This is a genomic window from Streptomyces sp. NPDC018693 (assembly GCF_044391385.1).
GTDB lineage: Bacteria > Actinomycetota > Actinomycetes > Streptomycetales > Streptomycetaceae > Streptomyces.
Genome location: NZ_JBIRZZ010000003.1, coordinates 127,961 through 143,768 on the forward strand (window position 1 = coordinate 127,961; position 15,808 = coordinate 143,768).

17 protein-coding genes are annotated in these 15,808 nt (G+C 70.6%); 12 read left to right on the forward strand and 5 right to left on the reverse strand.

What is annotated here, in order from left to right:
- Positions 1-10: 10 nt before the first annotated feature.
- Positions 11-424, reverse strand: a complete 414-nt coding sequence (locus tag ACH5AC_RS08905) for an SsgA family sporulation/cell division regulator (protein ID WP_398861035.1) — start codon at positions 422-424, stop codon at positions 11-13.
- Positions 425-680: 256 nt separating this feature from the next.
- On the opposite strand from ACH5AC_RS08905, the gene ACH5AC_RS08910 reads away from it, so the two are divergent.
- Positions 681-2,372, forward strand: coding sequence for an RDD family protein (locus ACH5AC_RS08910; RefSeq protein ID WP_398861036.1), 1,692 nt, complete (start codon positions 681-683; stop codon positions 2,370-2,372).
- Between the two features lie 55 nt (positions 2,373-2,427).
- Entirely contained in the window at positions 2,428-3,048 is a 621-nt protein-coding gene (locus ACH5AC_RS08915) for an RDD family protein (protein ID WP_398861037.1), read from the forward strand.
- Positions 3,049-3,106: 58 nt separating this feature from the next.
- On the opposite strand, the gene ACH5AC_RS08920 is transcribed toward ACH5AC_RS08915, so the two are convergent.
- Positions 3,107-3,349, reverse strand: a complete 243-nt coding sequence (locus tag ACH5AC_RS08920) for a hypothetical protein (protein ID WP_398861038.1) — start codon at positions 3,347-3,349, stop codon at positions 3,107-3,109.
- Positions 3,350-3,655: 306 nt separating this feature from the next.
- Between ACH5AC_RS08920 and ACH5AC_RS08925 the strand changes: the two genes are divergently transcribed.
- Both ACH5AC_RS08925 and ACH5AC_RS08930 read left to right on the forward strand, forming a co-directional pair.
- Positions 3,656-6,001: an immune inhibitor A domain-containing protein gene (locus tag ACH5AC_RS08925; RefSeq protein WP_398861039.1), complete on the forward strand. Its 2,346-nt coding sequence runs from the start codon at positions 3,656-3,658 to the stop codon at positions 5,999-6,001.
- A 132-nt stretch (positions 6,002-6,133) separates the two neighbouring features.
- A complete protein-coding gene (locus ACH5AC_RS08930) occupies positions 6,134-6,472 on the forward strand; it encodes a hypothetical protein (protein ID WP_398861040.1) in 339 nt (112 codons plus the stop codon).
- Positions 6,473-6,525: 53 nt separating this feature from the next.
- On the opposite strand, the gene ACH5AC_RS08935 is transcribed toward ACH5AC_RS08930, so the two are convergent.
- Together ACH5AC_RS08935 and ACH5AC_RS08940 are read right to left on the reverse strand one after the other, a co-directional pair.
- A complete protein-coding gene (locus tag ACH5AC_RS08935; RefSeq protein WP_398861041.1) occupies positions 6,526-7,113 on the reverse strand; it encodes a nicotinamidase in 588 nt (195 codons plus the stop codon).
- Between the two features lie 90 nt (positions 7,114-7,203).
- Positions 7,204-8,550: a nicotinate phosphoribosyltransferase gene (locus tag ACH5AC_RS08940; protein WP_398861042.1), complete on the reverse strand. Its 1,347-nt coding sequence runs from the start codon at positions 8,548-8,550 to the stop codon at positions 7,204-7,206.
- 56 nt (positions 8,551-8,606) lie between these two features.
- Between ACH5AC_RS08940 and clpS the strand changes: the two genes are divergently transcribed.
- The 8 genes from clpS to ACH5AC_RS08980 all read left to right on the forward strand — a co-directional run bounded on the left by clpS (position 8,607) and on the right by ACH5AC_RS08980 (position 15,262).
- Entirely contained in the window at positions 8,607-8,924 is a 318-nt protein-coding gene (gene clpS / locus ACH5AC_RS08945; RefSeq protein ID WP_275772852.1) for an ATP-dependent Clp protease adapter ClpS, read from the forward strand.
- A gap of 21 nt (positions 8,925-8,945) precedes the next feature.
- Positions 8,946-9,551, forward strand: a complete 606-nt coding sequence (locus ACH5AC_RS08950; protein ID WP_398861043.1) for a DUF2017 domain-containing protein — start codon at positions 8,946-8,948, stop codon at positions 9,549-9,551.
- 349 nt (positions 9,552-9,900) lie between these two features.
- On the forward strand, positions 9,901-11,442 hold the full coding sequence (locus ACH5AC_RS08955; protein ID WP_398861045.1) for an alanine/glycine:cation symporter family protein: 1,542 nt from the start codon (positions 9,901-9,903) through the stop codon (positions 11,440-11,442).
- Between the two features lie 74 nt (positions 11,443-11,516).
- The gene (locus ACH5AC_RS08960) at positions 11,517-11,933 is read left to right on the forward strand and encodes a Mov34/MPN/PAD-1 family protein (RefSeq protein ID WP_398861046.1); all 417 of its coding nucleotides are present in this window, start codon (positions 11,517-11,519) and stop codon (positions 11,931-11,933) included.
- 101 nt (positions 11,934-12,034) lie between these two features.
- Positions 12,035-13,054, forward strand: coding sequence for a LacI family DNA-binding transcriptional regulator (locus tag ACH5AC_RS08965; protein WP_398861047.1), 1,020 nt, complete (start codon positions 12,035-12,037; stop codon positions 13,052-13,054).
- 753 nt (positions 13,055-13,807) lie between these two features.
- Complete coding sequence (locus ACH5AC_RS08970) at positions 13,808-13,906, forward strand: putative leader peptide (RefSeq protein WP_398861048.1); 99 nt, start codon at positions 13,808-13,810, stop codon at positions 13,904-13,906.
- Positions 13,907-14,017: 111 nt separating this feature from the next.
- Entirely contained in the window at positions 14,018-14,296 is a 279-nt protein-coding gene (locus tag ACH5AC_RS08975) for a MoaD/ThiS family protein (protein WP_398861049.1), read from the forward strand.
- A gap of 15 nt (positions 14,297-14,311) precedes the next feature.
- Complete coding sequence (locus ACH5AC_RS08980; RefSeq protein WP_398861050.1) at positions 14,312-15,262, forward strand: PLP-dependent cysteine synthase family protein; 951 nt, start codon at positions 14,312-14,314, stop codon at positions 15,260-15,262.
- Between the two features lie 53 nt (positions 15,263-15,315).
- Here ACH5AC_RS08980 and ACH5AC_RS08985 read toward each other — a convergent pair whose 3' ends face one another.
- The gene (locus ACH5AC_RS08985; protein WP_398861051.1) at positions 15,316-15,723 is read right to left on the reverse strand and encodes a type II toxin-antitoxin system PemK/MazF family toxin; all 408 of its coding nucleotides are present in this window, start codon (positions 15,721-15,723) and stop codon (positions 15,316-15,318) included.
- Positions 15,724-15,808 lie beyond the last annotated feature (85 nt).

Below are 15,808 nucleotides of genomic sequence, written 5' to 3' on the forward strand. Positions count from 1 at the left end.
CTGCCTGCGGTCACTGGGCGAGCAGCTGGTCGAGCGCGTCGTCGATGCCCAGTTGCTCGCCCTCGGTCCCCGGGGGCACCACGCACAGGGTGCGCTCCAGCCAGGCGCAGACCTGCGCGGTCGGCGCCTCCAGCAGGGCGTCCCCGTCGGGTGAGCTGAGCGCCATCAGCACCACGCTGCGTCCTTCCGCCTTCGCCGGCCACACCCGTACGTCGCCGTGCCCGCACGGCCGGAACACGCCCTCCACGAGCAGCTCGCGGGCGAACGTCCAGTGCACCGGGTACTCCGAGTTGATGTGGAAGGTGACGTGCACGGCGAAGGGGTCGTCGCTGCGGTAGCCCAGCCGGGCGGGCACCGGGACGCTCCGCTCGGGCGACAGGATCAGGTTCAGCTCCAGCTCGCGTTCCACCACGGTGTGACGCATGTCGGTTCCTCTCTCCGCTCTCGGCGCCGTCGGTACGGCGCCCGCAGAAGGTGAGAGGGGGCGGGTCCCGGATCATTACGCGGGTTCGGGGATTTTTTCCGGAGAGTTTCTTCCGAGCGGGTGACGAGCGTGCACGAGGTTGCCCGGAAAGGCGCCGGGAGAGGGCGGGTACGGCGGGACGGGCGGTGGGGGTTGCGCGCGTCTGATAGATGTGGAGGCTCCCATCTCACCCCCGAGCAGATACGGGACGACGGACATGAGCGCCCCAACCCCGGCCCCCGGCGACGACCGGCCCCGCGAAGGGTATTACCCGGACCCGTCCATTCCTGGATACGTCCGGTACTGGAACGGCGCCTCCTGGGTGCCCGGCACCAGCCGCCCGGCGCCGAGCGACGGCGAGCCGCTCACCGCGCCCGCGTCGGCGGCGTCCGTGCCCGCGGTGGAGGAGACGGGCCCGCACTTCTTCGACGAGGACCCGGCGCCGGCCGCCGCGTGGACCGCCGACCGCTCCCACCGGTCCGGCTTCGGCGGCGATCCGGACCCCCGCGTCTCCCGGGGCACGCCCCGGACACCGGACCCCCGCACGCCCGCCCCCACCGACCACCAGAACCAGCCCGCGGGCACCGGCGTTGACGCTGGTGCTGGTGCTGGTGCTGGTGCTGGTGCTGGTGCTGGTGCTGGTGCTGGTGCTGGTGCTGGTGCTGGTGCCGCCGACCTCGACCCGACCGGCACGGTCGTCTTCCGGCGCCCGACGCCGGGCCCCGCCGCCCCCACCGCCGACTCCGGTCCCGCGTCCGACCCCGGCACCATGACCTTCCGCGCTCCCCACCCGCGCACGTCCGGCCCCGACGGCACCCCCGAGTCGCAGCCCCCGGGCACCAGCCCCGGCCACGCCCCGTCGGGCGGCGCGGTGTTCGCGGGCCCGGGCCCCGCCGGGCAGGCCCCGTCGGGCCCGGCCTTCGGTGCGCCGGCCGCGTCCGGCTCCGCCGCGGCGAGCCAACCCGGGGCGGCTACGCCCTCCGCGCAGGCGCCCGCCGCAGCCGCCCCCGCCAAGCCGGGCTTCGCCGCAGGCAAGGCCGCCGCCGAACGTGCCGCCGCGGCCCAGGCCGCCGCAGCGCACCAGACCGCACAACCCGGCACCCCGGGAAACCCCGCGGTACCGCCCCAGTCCCAGCCCTCCGGCCCACAAGCCGCAGCCGGTCTCGGCGCCGCACCCGCAGCCGTCCCCGGATCCTCGGCCGGTGTCAGGGCCGCCCCCGGGTCCGCGACCGGACTCGGGTCCGCCCCCGGGGCCCAGTCCCCCTCCGCCGGTGGCACCCCCATGACCTCCGGCTCCGGCGGTGGTCAGCCCTCCTGGGCCCAGCAGGTGCACCACCTGGCCGGGGCCGGGGGCGGTGAGCAGCCCGTCGCGCCCTGGAAGCCGCCCGTCGAGGACGTCTTCCAGGCGGCCGCCCGGCGGCACGCGGCGGCTCGGCCCGCGCCGCTCGCGAAGCGGCTGGCCGCCCGGCTGGTGGACAGCCTGGTGCTCGGCGCAGTCACCGGCGCCGCCGCCGTACCGCTCGGCATCAGGGCCATGGACCACGTCAACGAGAAGATCGACGCGGCCAAGCTCTCCGGCCGCACGGTCACCGTCTGGATCCTGGACGGCACGACGACGGCGTACCTCGGTGTCGTCCTGGCCGTCCTGCTCCTGGCCGGCGCCCTCTACGAGGCACTGCCCACCGCCAAGTGGGGCCGCACCCTCGGCAAGAAGCTGTTCGGCCTGGAGGTGCGGGACATCGAGGGGCACGAGCCGCCGACGTTCGGCGCGGCCCTGCGCCGCTGGCTCGTCTACAGCGTCTTCGGCCTGCTCGCCGTAGGCGTCGTGGGTGTGCTGTGGGGCCTGTTCGACAAACCGTGGCGCCAGTGCTGGCACGACAAGGCGGCGCACACCTTCGTCGCGGGGTGACCCGGACGGCCGCCTGCCGGATGCGAAGCCCCGGGGTTCGCGATGCACTCGGGCCATGACGACCGAACCGCCCCCCGGCTCCGGCGGCGAGCCGCCGGAGGACGACCCGTTCCGGAAGCGGCCCCAGCAACCTCCGTACGGTCAGGGGCCGGGACCGGGCTCGCCCTACGACACCCCGCCCCACGGCGGTGGCCCGTTCGGCGGTCTCCCGCCCGATCCCCTCGCCGGCATGGCCCCGCTGGCCGACAGCGGCAGGCGCGTGCTGGCCAGGATCATCGACATGCTCCTGGTCGGTGTCGTAGTCGCCCTGCTCACCTGGGGCTTCGGTGTGAACGAGTACGGCGTCGACGGTGACGACGTCGATGCCGGCAAATCCCTCGGCCAGTCCGTCGTGGCCGCGGTGCTCTACATCGCCTACGACACCTTCCTGATCGCGAGGTCCGGTCAGACCCTCGGCAAGAAGTGGCTCGGCATGCGGGTCGCCAACCTCGACAACGGCAACACGCCCTCCGCGCAGACCTCGCTGATGCGCGCCCTCGTCCTGTGGCTGCCGTTCGCCTTCTGCTGCGCCTGCTTCTGGACGGCGGTCGCCGGCGGCTGGAGCTTCTTCGACAAGCCGTACAAACAGGGCCTGCACGACAAAGCCGCCAAGACGGTGGTGGTCAGCACAACCTGACCCCCACCCAGACATGACCGAGGGCCCGTGCCGAGGCCCGGGCCCTGCGTCATGCCGTTCAGGGTGCCACCGGCTCCCGCCGCGCCTGCTCGGCGGGAGCCGGGGCGACGGGCGGCGGCGCGGGCCGCGACCTCGGGGCCGGCACCCGCAGTGCGACGAGCAGACCGAGCGCCAGCGCCGCGACGGCGATCAGCGCGACGCCGATGCCCGAACTCGCCTGTGACAGCAGCAGCATGGCGAGCGTCGAGGAGACCACGGTGCAGGAACCGTATGTGAGCTGTGCGACAGTCGGACGAGGCATGGCAATCGTGTCCTCGGAAGCGGGGGCGAGCTCGACTCTATTCGCCTGCATGCCCGAGCGGAACGAACGGTAAGCGTGACCTAACCCACGGTGCCGGTGCACAGGGGGCGCACGGAGTCACGCGTCCGTAATCCGGACGGCCGTCTCCCAATAATGCACTTGACCTGACCAAGTCAAGGTCTGTCTTTTCTCGTTAACCAGTAGTCAAATGGCGTCACTTGACTACACGTGCATAACCGCGCGCGGACATCCCTTGACAGAGGACCTCCATCCGCGCGTTCCGGGCGCGTTAGGGGAGGACACCAAGTGACCAGTAGATCCTGGACGTTCAGAACGGCCGCGACCGTCGTCGCCCTCGCGGCGGCCTCGGCGACGTTCTCGACGTTCGCCGCGGCGACGGCCGCGGAGAACACGTCGGCTCAGGCCCCGGCGGCGGACGGGCACGACCCGCAGCCGGCCGAGGCCCATGAGCACGACTTCGACGGGCCGCTGAGCAAGCGGCAGGAGGCCCAGCGCGAAGAAGCCCTGAAGCAGGTCATATCCGGCGAGGCGACCGTCAAGAACCGCAACGGTTCGAAGGTCGTCGAGCTCGACAGCTGGGGCGGCGGCTCCAAGTACGTCGAGCTGGGCCGTGAGAAGACCGACAAGATCTTCACGATCCTCGTGGAGTTCGGCGACCAGATCGACCCCCGCTACGGCGGCACCGTCGGCCCGCTCCACAACGAGATCGAGGAGCCGGACCGCACCCAGGACAACAGCACGGCCTGGCAGGCGGACTACGACCGCCAGCACTTCCAGGACCTGTACTTCGGCGACGGCACCGCCTCGATGAAGACCTACTACGAGAAGCAGTCCTCGGGCCGCTACTCCATCGAGGGCGAGGTCGCCGACTGGGTCAAGGTTCCCTACAACGAGGCCCGTTACGGCTCCAACCTGGCACCCACCGGCGCCTGGTACGCCGTCCAGGACGGTGTCAACGCCTACGTCGCCCAGCAGAAGGCAGCCGGGAAGACGGACGCGGAGATCAAGGCCAAGATGGCCGAGTTCGACCAGTGGGACCGCTACGACCACGACGGCGACGGCAACTTCAACGAGCCCGACGGGTACATCGACCACTTCCAGATCGTGCACGCCGGCGAGGACGAGTCCGCGGGCGGCGGCGCGCAGGGCGAGGACGCGATCTGGGCCCACCGCTGGTACGCCTTCGGCACCGACGCCGGCTCCACCGGCCCCGAGGGCAACAAGCTCGGCGGCGCGCAGATCGGCGACACCGGCGTCTGGGTCGGCGACTACACCATCCAGCCGGAGAACGGCGGCCTGGGCGTCTTCGCCCACGAGTACGGCCACGACCTCGGCCTGCCGGACCACTACGACACCTCCGGCGGCGGCGAGAACTCCACCGGCTTCTGGACCCTGATGTCCTCCGGTTCCTGGCTGGGCACCGGCGGCGACAACATCGGTGACATGCCCGGCGACATGACCGCCTGGGACAAGCTCCAGCTGGGCTGGCTGGACTACGACACCGCCAAGGCCGGCAAGCACTCCCTGCACACCCTGGGCGTCGCGGAGTACAACACCAAGAACCCGCAGGCCCTCATCGTCGAGCTGCCGAAGAAGACGGTCACCACCGAGGTGGTCACCCCGGCGCAGGGCGCGACGCAGTGGTGGAGCGGCAAGGGCGACGACCTGCGCAACACCCTGACCCGCTCGGTCGACCTCACCGGCAAGTCCTCGGCGTCGCTGTCGCTGGACGCCTGGTGGGACATCGAGACGGACTACGACTACCTCTACACCGAGGTCTCCACCGACGGCGGCGCCTCCTTCACGCCGATCGACGGCACCCTGCCCGACGGCAGCGCCATCACGCGTGACGGCAGCGGCAAGCCGGCCCTCACCGGCACGGTCGACTCCTACCGGAAGCTGACCTACTCGCTGGACGCCTACGCGGGCCAGAAGATCGACCTGCGCTTCCGCTACGCCACCGACGGCGGCGTGGCCCAGATGGGCTTCGCGGCCGACCAGATCACGGTCACCGCGGACGGCGCGGTCCTCTTCGCCGACGACGCGGAGAGCGCGGACGCCGCCTGGACCGCCAAGGGCTTCTCCCGCATCGGCGCGTCCATCACGGACGACTACGACCAGTTCTACATCGCCGAGAACCGCCAGTACGTGTCGTACGACAAGACCCTCAAGGTCGGCCCGTACAACTTCGGCTTCTCCAACACCCGCCCCGGCTGGGTCGAGCACTTCCCGTACCAGAACGGTCTGCTGATCTGGAAGTGGGACACCTCCCAGTCGGACAACAACACCAGCGCCCACCCCGGTGAGGGCCTGCTCCTCCCGGTCGACGCCCACCCGACCCCGCTGAAGTGGTCCGACGGCACGCTGATGCGCAACCGCATCCAGTCCTTCGACTCCACCTTCAGCTGGTACCCGACGGACCGGATCACGCTGCACAAGGCCGGCGTCGCCACCAAGATCCCGGCGCGCGTGGGCGTGCCGTTCTTCGACGACGGCAAGTCGACGTACTACGACCCGTCGACCCCGCTGGCCGGCGTCAAGGTCACTGACACCAACACCTCGATCAAGATCCTCTTCGAGCCGCTGAGCGGCTCGACGATCACGGTGAAGGTCGGTCCGTCGATGAAGTAGTCGACATCCGCGCAGGTCAGAAGCGTATCGGCGGCAACCCCTGGCGGGTTGCCGCCGATCGTGTTTAGGTGCGTCCTGTGAATCGCTTATTGACACCGACCGCAGGACCGAACAGAACGGGGATGTGACCACATGGCCGCAGGAGGTTTCTGCAAGCTGCCGAACGGCACGGTGGTGGTGGCACTCAACCTGCCCAGCCCCGCCACCGACGGCCCCACCGGCGTACGCGTCCTCGTCCACGCCGCCAACCGGGCCCGAGCCCTGACCAGGCTCCGCAACCTGGGCCTACGAGCCGTCTACCTACGAGGCAACGCGGCCCCACCCACCCCGGACGAGATCACAGCCGTACTCCACCACCCCGACGGCCTGATATGGCGAACGGCCCCTGACAACGCTGTCACGCAACAGTCCCTGTCGGTGGAACTGTGGCGCCCGATCAGATCACTGCTGAGCCGCACGAGTCCCACCTAAAGGGGCGCGGGGCTGTATCGATATGCGGCTCCGCCGGCGCCGCAGCAAACCGACTACTGCACCACTGGCTTCCCAGAAAGCTCCACACCAGCTCCCCGCATCTCCTCCAGCGCCCGATCAGTGGTCTCCAAAGCAACCCCAGCCGTCAGATCAAGCAGCACCTGCGTACGAAAACCCTCCCGCACCGCATCCAACGCAGTGGCCCGCACACAGTGATCCGTGGCGATCCCGACGACATCCACCTCGTCGATCGCTCTGGCCCGCAACCACTCCGCCAGAGAGGTCCCGTTCTCGTCGACCCCCTCGAACCCGCTGTACGCGGCCGCGTACGCCCCCTTGTCGAACACCGCGTCGATCGCCCCCGAGGCCACCGCCGGCGCGAAGTTCGGGTGGAACCCCACCCCCTCCGTGCCGGCGACGCAGTGCGCCGGCCAGGAGTGGACATAGTCCGGGTTGTCGGCGAAGTGGCCGCCGGGTGCGATGTGGTGGTCGCGGGTGGCCACCACATGCCGGTACCCGGCGGGGGCCTGCCCGATCAGCTCGGTGATCGCGGCGGCCACATCGGCACCCCCGGCCACCGCGAGGCTGCCTCCCTCGCAGAAGTCGTTCTGCACGTCTACGACGATCAAGGCGCGGCGCATGGTCGGTGTCCTTCGACTAAGGGTGAAGTCACTGAGCCTAGAGACTTCGGCGGCGGTAGGGGAGGGGGGCGGCCCTCGGGCGGACAGACCCTAGCTACCCGACCGCCCCACGAGGTACTCCGTCGCCAGCACGGGTTCCCCGCGGGAGAGCTGTGTAGCGGAGAGCGGCAGACCGCTCCGGGCGGCGATGTGCCGGTCCCGTACGGCGTCCAGCGGCTCGCGGGCGACGACCTCACCGCCCTTGACCAGCTCCACCAGCAGCTGGTGGTCGGCCAGCTCGGCGGGGACCGTCCCCGTGCCGACCACCTCGGCCTCGGCGACGCCGTGCTCGTCGTGCCGCCGCGCCGCCCACTTGCGGCCGCCGATGGACGTCTTGCCGCCGGTGGACTTCTTCGCCACCGGCACCAGCGGCGCCCTGGGGTCGTCGGACTCGGCGCGCGCGACCAGCTTGTACACCATCGAGCAGGTCGGATGCCCGGACCCGGTCACCAGCTGCGTACCGACCCCGTAGGCGTCCACGGGGGCGGCGGCCAGCGAGGCGATGGCGTACTCGTCGAGGTCGGAGGTCACGATGATCCGGGTGTCGCGGGCGCCCAGCTCGTCCAGCTGCTGGCGCACCCGGTGCGCGACCAGCAGCAGATCGCCGGAGTCGATGCGCACCGCGCCCAGCTCGGGTCCGGCCACCTCCACCGCCGTACGGACGGCCTCGGCGACGTCGTACGTGTCCACCAGCAGGGTGGTGCCCCGGCCGAGGGAGTCGACCTGGGCGCGGAAGGCGTCGCGCTCGCTGTCGTGCAGCAGGGTGAAGGCGTGGGCGGAGGTGCCGACGGTGGGGATGCCGTAGCGGAATCCGGCCGCGAGGTCGGAGGTGGAGGCGAAGCCGCCGACGTAGGCGGCGCGGGAGGCGGCGACGGCGGCCAGCTCATGGGTGCGGCGGGCGCCCATCTCGACCAGCGGGCGGTCCCCGGCGGCCGAGGACATCCGGGAGGCGGCGGCCGCGATCGCGGAGTCGTGGTTGAGGATGGAGAGGATCACCGTCTCCAGCAGGACGCACTCGGCGAAGGTGCCCTCGACCCGCATGATCGGCGAGCCGGGGAAGTAGACCTCGCCCTCCGGGTAGCCCCAGACGTCCCCGGAGAAGCGGTAGGCGGCGAGCCAGTCCAGCGTCTGCTCGTCGACGACGGCGCGTTCGCGCAGGAAGCCGAGGACGCCCGGGTCGAAGCGGAAGTTCTCCACCGCGTCCAGGACCCGCCCGGTGCCCGCGACGACGCCGTACCGTCGCCCGTTCGGCAGTCGCCGGGTGAAGACCTCGAACACGCTGCGCCGCCCGGCGGTGCCCGCCTTCAGGGCGCCCTGCAGCATCGTCAGTTCGTAGTGGTCCGTGAAGAGCGCCGTCGAGGGAACATCCACCGGCAGCCCAAGATCCGCTCTGTTCATACGACGCATCGTACTCGGCTTTCGTCAGTGTGACGATATCTGGCGGTCGTGGCAGCATGGGCTGTGTGACGTCACCCGCACCCCTGGAGATCGAACGCACCGAGTCGGCGGAGGAGGTCTTCGCCGTCCCCGAGCCGGACGTCCCCTGGGTCACGATCGTCCACAACGATCCGGTCAACCTCATGAGCTATGTGACCTACGTCTTCCAGACGTACTTCGGCTACACCAAGGACAAGGCCACCAAGCTCATGCTCGACGTCCACCACAAGGGCCGGGCGGTCGTCTCCAGCGGTAGCCGTGAGGAGATGGAACGCGATGTGCAGGCCATGCACGGTTACGGTCTGTGGGCCACCCTCCAGCAGGACCGGAAGTAAGCGGGAGTAGCGACCTACCTGATGCCAGGACACTTCGAACCGCTCCCCGGCGGCGGCGCGGCCGTCGCGCTCGACGAGGTCGAGATCTCCATCATCCGCTCGCTCGCGGTCCAGCTCCTGGAGCTGATCGGACCCGGCCCGGCCGAGGACGCCCCCGCGGACCCGCTCGCCGAGCTGTTCGCCGAGGGGCCCAGTGAGCCGCCCGCCGACCCGGTGCTGCGCAGGCTGTTCCCGGACGCCTACACCGACCCGGTCGAGCCGCCCGACGACCCGCGCCGGGCCGAGGAGAACCAGGCGTACTCCGCCGAGTTCCGCCGCTACACGGAGAACGACCTGCGGGCCGGAAAGCGGGACAACGCCCTCGCGGTGATCCGCGCGCTGGACGCGCTGGCGCCGGTGGACGAGACCGGGGCCGTGCTCAAGCTGTCCCCGCAGGAGTCCCAGCAGTGGCTCGGCGCGCTCAACGACCTGCGGCTGGCCATCGGCTCCCGCCTGGAGATCACCGACGAGGACGACAGCGACCTGCTCTACCGGCTCCCCGACGAGGACCCGCGCAAGCCGATGGTCATGGCCTATCTCTGGCTCGGGGGGCTGCAGGAGACCCTTGTGTCAACCCTTATGCCGTAACCGTCCAGATTTGGCGTTCGCTCAACGGACGCTCAGATCCGGATAACGATCCTGTCACCGCCCCTGGGGTTTTACGCCCCGGGGGCGTTGTCGTGTGACTCGCGTCACCAAAGATCGCATGAACGCTGTGGTAAGAATTCGCAACTCCATTTCGGCACCACCCCTCGCCGGACCGGAGAAGTCGGCCATAGCCGGCGTGTACGACCCAGAGCAGTACCTTCCCCGGGTCCGCGGGGCAGTGCTTCTCCACGTCGCCGAACGGACAACGGCGTTCGCTCGATCCCGCACGTTGCACCAACGCACTGCTGCGCCACGCCAGCACGTCCCCTGCGCCATCCGAGGTAGCTCGATGTCACTCGACTCCATCGCCCAGAACATTGACGACGCCGTCAGCGAGGCCGTCAAACCGGTCTCCGACAAGGTCGCCGAGTTCGTCTTCTACTCCATCAAGGTCAACGGCACCGAGCTTCCGCTCATCGTCGCGTGGCTGGTGATCGCCGGTCTGGTCTTCACCGCCTGGTTCGGATTCGTCCAGGTCCGCAAGTTCAAGCTCGCCCTCGACGTCGTACGCGGCAAGTACGACGAGAAGGACTCCGCCGGTGAGGTCAACCACTTCCAGGCCCTGACCGCCGCCGTCTCCGGCACCGTCGGCCTCGGCAACATCGCCGGTGTCGCCGTCGCCGTCTCCATCGGTGGCCCCGGCGCCACCTTCTGGATGATCCTGTGCGGTCTGCTCGGTATGGCGAGCAAGTTCGTCGAGGTCACCCTCGGTGTGAAGTACCGCGAGAAGCACGCGGACGGCACCGTCTCCGGTGGCCCGATGTACTACCTGCCCAAGGGCTTCGCCGAGCGCTTCGGCTCCACCGGCGCCAAGGTCGGCAAGGTGCTCGCCATCGCCGCCTCGATCATGATCCTGTTCTTCGGTCTGTTCGGCGGCAACCTCTTCCAGACCAACCAGAGCTACGCCCAGGTCTCCTCCACCTTCGGTGGTGAGGACGGCTTCCTGGCCTCCTCCGCCGGTGCCGTGCTCTTCGGCCTCGTCGTCGCCGCCCTGGTCGGCCTGGTGCTGCTCGGCGGCATCCGCTCCATCGCCTCCGTCACCAGCCGCCTGGTCCCGGCGATGGCCGGCATGTACATCGTGGCCTGCCTGGTCGTCATCCTGGTCAACGTCACCGCGGTGCCCGACGCCATCGGCACCATCCTCAAGGGCGCCTTCGAGGCCGAGGGTGTCGCCGGTGGTGTGATCGGCGCCCTGATCGTCGGCTTCAAGCGCGCCGCCTTCTCCAACGAGGCCGGTCTGGGCTCCGCCCCGATCGCCCACTCCGCGGTCAAGACCAACCACCCCGCGTCCGAGGGTCTGGTCGCCCTGCTGGAGCCGTTCATCGACACGGTCGTCATCTGCACCATGACCGCGCTGACGATCGTCATCGCCAACCCGGCCAGCTGGACCGCCGCCCGCGAGGGCCAGGAGGGCATCGGCGGCGTCACCATCACCTCCGACGCCTTCGAGACCGTCCTGCCCTGGTTCCCGTACTTGCTCACCATCGCGGTGCTGCTGTTCGCCTTCTCCACGATCCTGACCTGGGGCTACTACGGCCTCAAGGCGTGGACGTTCCTCTTCGGCCGCAGCAAGGCCAGCGAGATCAGCTTCAAGGTCATCTGGAGCGTGTTCGTGATGGCGGGCTCGCTGCTCTCCCTCAGCTCGCTGATCGACCTGGGCGACTCGGCGCTGTTCCTGCTGGCCGTGTTCAACATCATCGGCCTCTACCTGCTGGCCCCGATCGTCAAGCGCGAACTGAACTCCTTCCTGGAGTACGTCCGTGCCCGCAAGGCCCGCGAGGCCGTCGGCGCGGTGGACTCCGACGACGCGGAGACCGCCAAGACGGTCTGACCCCTCGTCCCAGCATGCGGGCCGCCCCGTACCGTCCTTCGGTACGGGGCGGCCCTCTGCTTATCCTGGCCACCATGCTGACCATCACCCGCGCCCTCTACGACCAGATCGTCGCCCACGCGCGCAAGGACCACCCCGACGAGGCATGCGGCGTGATCGCCGGGCCGGCCGGCTCGGACCGCCCCGAGCGCTTCATCCCCATGCTGAACGCGGCCATGTCGCCCACCTTCTACGAGTTCGACTCGGGCGACCTGCTCAAGCTCTACCGCGAGATGGACGACCGCGACGAGGAGCCGGTGGTCATCTACCACTCCCACACCGCCACCGAGGCGTACCCCTCCCGCACCGACATCTCCTACGCCAACGAGCCGGGCGCCCACTACGTCCTGGTGTCGACGGCGGACACCGACGGCATGGGCGAGTTCCAGTTCCGCTCGTTCCGCATCGTGGAGGGCGAGGTCACCGAGGAGGAGGTCAAGGTCCTACCTTGACCTGAAATCCCGGGGCGCCGACCCGTTTTCCACGGTTAACGTGTGCGCAGCGCGGCCGTCACCCCCTGCCGCATCTCCAACTCGCCACCGTGGAGTTGCTGTTGACGCAACCACTGACCGAGCGGCGCCCCACCCTGCTGGACGTCGCCCGCCGCTGCGGGGTCTCCAAGTCCACCGTCTCCCGTGTGATCAACGGTGAGCCCAAGGTGCGTGCCGAGGTCGCCGCGCACATCCGCGAGGTGATCGCCGAACTCGGCTACGTCCCCAACCACGCCGCCCGCCAACTGGTCACCCGCCGCAACGACGCCGTCGCCGTGGTGGCCACCCAGCCCCGGGACCGGCTGTTCCTCGACCCGTTCTTCGACTGTCTGCTGCGCGGCATCCGCCGGGAGCTGGCCCGGCACGGCGCCCAGCCGGTGCTGCTGTTCGTGGAGGACCCGGACGACTATCCGCGGGTCGGCGGCTTCCTCGGCGCCGGGCACGTCGACGGGGCCCTGCTGTTCAACCTGCGCCCCGACGACCGGCTCGACGAGATGGTCGACCGCGTCGGCCTGCCCGTCGTCTTCGGCGGCCGCCCCCGGCTGCGCGCCGGCGACACCGTGCGCGACCACGTCTACGTCGACGGCGACAACCGCGGCGGCGCCCGCCGGGCCGTCGAGCACCTGCTCTCCCTCGGCCGCGAGCACATCGCCACCGTCACCGGCCCCTACGACGAGGAGCCCTCCGCCGACGACCGGCTGGCCGGCTACCGGGACGTCCTGCTGGACGGCGCCCCGGACCTGGTTGAGCGCGGCGACTACACCTGGCAGGGCGGCGCCGACGCGATGGCCGCACTCCTGGACCGCCGCCCCGACCTGGACGCCGTCTTCGCCGCCTCCGACCTGATGGCCGCCGGCGCCCTCCACACCCTGCGCCGCCGCGGCCGCCGCGTCCCCGACGACGTGGCCGTGATCGGCTACGACGACCTCCCCGGCATCGCCGAAACCACCGACCCACCCCTCACCACCATCCACCAGGACGTCGAGGGCATGGGCCGCCTGATGGCCCGCCTGCTCTGCGAGGACACGGCCCTCACATCGGTGGTGACCCCGACCCGTTTGGTGCGACGGGCGTCGGCGTAGAGCGCGGCCACGCGGCGGGCCTCATCCGCCGGCTGACTCCCGGCTCCCGGGCGTCGTCAGTGACTTGTCGGGGGCTGTCTGACGGCTTGGCTGCTGTGCGAGGACACGGCTGTCATGTCGGTGGGGGCGCTGACCCGTTTGGTGCGGCGGGCGTCGGCGTAGGGCGGGGGCGCGCGGCGGGTCTCGTCTGGCGGCTGGCTCCCGGCTCAGGGCGTCGTCGGTGACTTGTCGGGGGCTGTCTGATGGCTTGGCTGCTGTGCGAGGTCGCGGCCGTCATGTCGGTGGGGACCCTGACCCGGTTGGTGCGGCGGGCGGGGGCGCGTGGCGGGTCTCGTCTGGCGGCTGGCTCCCGGCTGTCCGGGCCTTGTCGGGTGGTCGGTCCGTCGTCGGCTGCAGTGGCTCGGGGCCCTCTGTGATGGGTCCGTCGGCTGTGCGAGGTCGCGGCCCTCATGGCGGTGGTGACCCTGGCGCGGTTGGTGCGGCGGGTCTGGCGTAGGGGGTCGGCCGGCGGCTGACTCCCGGTTCCCGGGCGTCGTCGAGACGGCCGGTCCGTTGCCGGCGGCCGGTCCTCAGGAGGTGGCGGAGCTGGGGCGTCCGGTCGCCCCGCTCTTGGGCGGGGGATGGCTCTCACCTCGGTGGTTGTGTCGGCGTGGAGGGGGCGGGCGGGGGGTGGGTCTCATTCAGCGGTTCGGATTCGTCCGGCATGTGGGATCACATTCCAGGAGGCGGACCGGGAATCGATACGATGAGCCCATGGTTGAGAAGGACGTGAGCGACAAGACGCCGGGCAAGCTGCTGCTCGTGGCGCGGCTGCACGTCGACCTGTGCAGGCTCGCCAGCGCCATCTGTTGACGCCGCCCTGCCGCCGTACGGCCGTGAGCCGCGGCGCCCGAAACCGCAACACCCTGCCTCCTTGCGCTGCCGCGCGCCCCGACTGACTACTCCCGACAGGAGCCCCTAGCCATGGCCATCGAGGTCCGCATCCCGACCATCCTCCGCCAGTACACCGACGGTCAGAAGGCGGTGGAGGGCAACGGTGACACCCTCGCCGAGCTGTTCACCGACCTCGAGACCCGGCACACCGGCATCCACGCCCGCATCGTCGACGACGGCAAGCTGCGCCGCTTCGTCAACGTCTACCTCAACGACGAGGACGTCCGCTTCGTCGACGGCATCGACACCAAGCTGTCCGACGGCGACACCGTCACGATCCTGCCGGCCGTCGCCGGCGGCATGGCCTGAGGGCCCTGATCACCGATGCGCTACGACTCCCCGCTGGCCGCGGTGGGCAACACCCCCCTGGTGCGCCTGCCGCGGCTCTCGCCGTCCCCCGACGTCCGCATCTGGGCGAAGCTGGAGGACCGCAACCCCACCGGCTCGGTCAAGGACCGCCCCGCCCTGCACATGATCGAGCAGGCGGAGAAGGACGGCCGGCTGACCCCGGGCTGCACCATCCTGGAGCCCACCTCCGGCAACACCGGCATCTCCCTCGCGATGGCCGCGAAGCTCAAGGGCTACCGCATCGTGTGCGTGATGCCCGAGAACACCTCGCAGGAGCGCCGGGAACTGCTCGCCATGTGGGGCGCCGAGATCATCTCCTCCCCGGCCGCGGGCGGCTCCAACACCGCCGTACGCGTCGCCAAGGAACTCGCCGCCGAGCACCCCGACTGGGTGATGCTCTACCAGTACGGCAACCCGGACAACGCGGGCGCCCACTACGCGACCACCGGCCCGGAGATCCTGGCCGATCTGCCCTCCATCACCCACTTCGTCGCGGGCCTCGGCACCACCGGCACCCTGATGGGCGTCGGCCGCTACCTGCGCGAACACAAGCCCGACGTGAAGATCGTCGCCGCCGAGCCGCGCTACGACGACCTGGTCTACGGGCTCAGGAACCTGGACGAGGGCTTCGTACCCGAGCTGTACGACGCCTCCGTCCTCACCACCCGCTTCTCCGTAGGCTCCGCCGACGCGGTCACCCGCACCCGCGAGCTGCTCCAGCAGGAGGGCATCTTCGCGGGCGTCTCGACGGGCGCCGCCCTGCACGCCGCGATCGGCGTCGGCAAGAAGGCCCAGAAGGCGGGCGAGACCGCCGACATCGTCTTCGTCGTGGCCGACGGCGGCTGGAAGTACCTGTCGACGGGCGTGTACACGGCGGCGACGACGGAGGAAGCGATCGAGACCCTGCAGGGTCAGCTCTGGGCGTAGGGCTACGTACCCCGCGCGGCTACGTACCCCGCGCGGCTACGTACCTTGCGCGGCTACGGAGCCAGGTGACGGACCTGGTCCCACAGGACCGGGTCCACCACCCCCACCCGGTGCCGGAAGTCGCCGACAGGCACCTCGTGCAGCTGGTCCGTCTCCAGGAAGCTGGCCCGTCCCCGCCCGTCCCCGACGGCACCCGGCGGCAGCGGGATCACCCCGGCCCGCTCGTCGCGGTACTTGCTGCTGATCTTCACGACGGTCGCATGCCGCCCCCGCACCACCAGCACCAGACACGGCCGGTCCTCGGCCCACCAGATCTCCGCGGGCCGCGGCCCGGCGTCCACCCGGCCCCCGGCCCGGCGCCGCACCCGCGGCCGGGCCCCGCGCCCCCACCCGTCGACGAGCGCGGCGACCAGCGCGAGCAGTACCACCGCCACGAGCGCCGGCCACCAGGACGTGTCCATGAGGACGACGTTACCGGCGCACATACCTCCGCGCGCGCCCCACTCACACTTCCCCCACCCCGCTTCCAGCCGAACCGGTGACAGC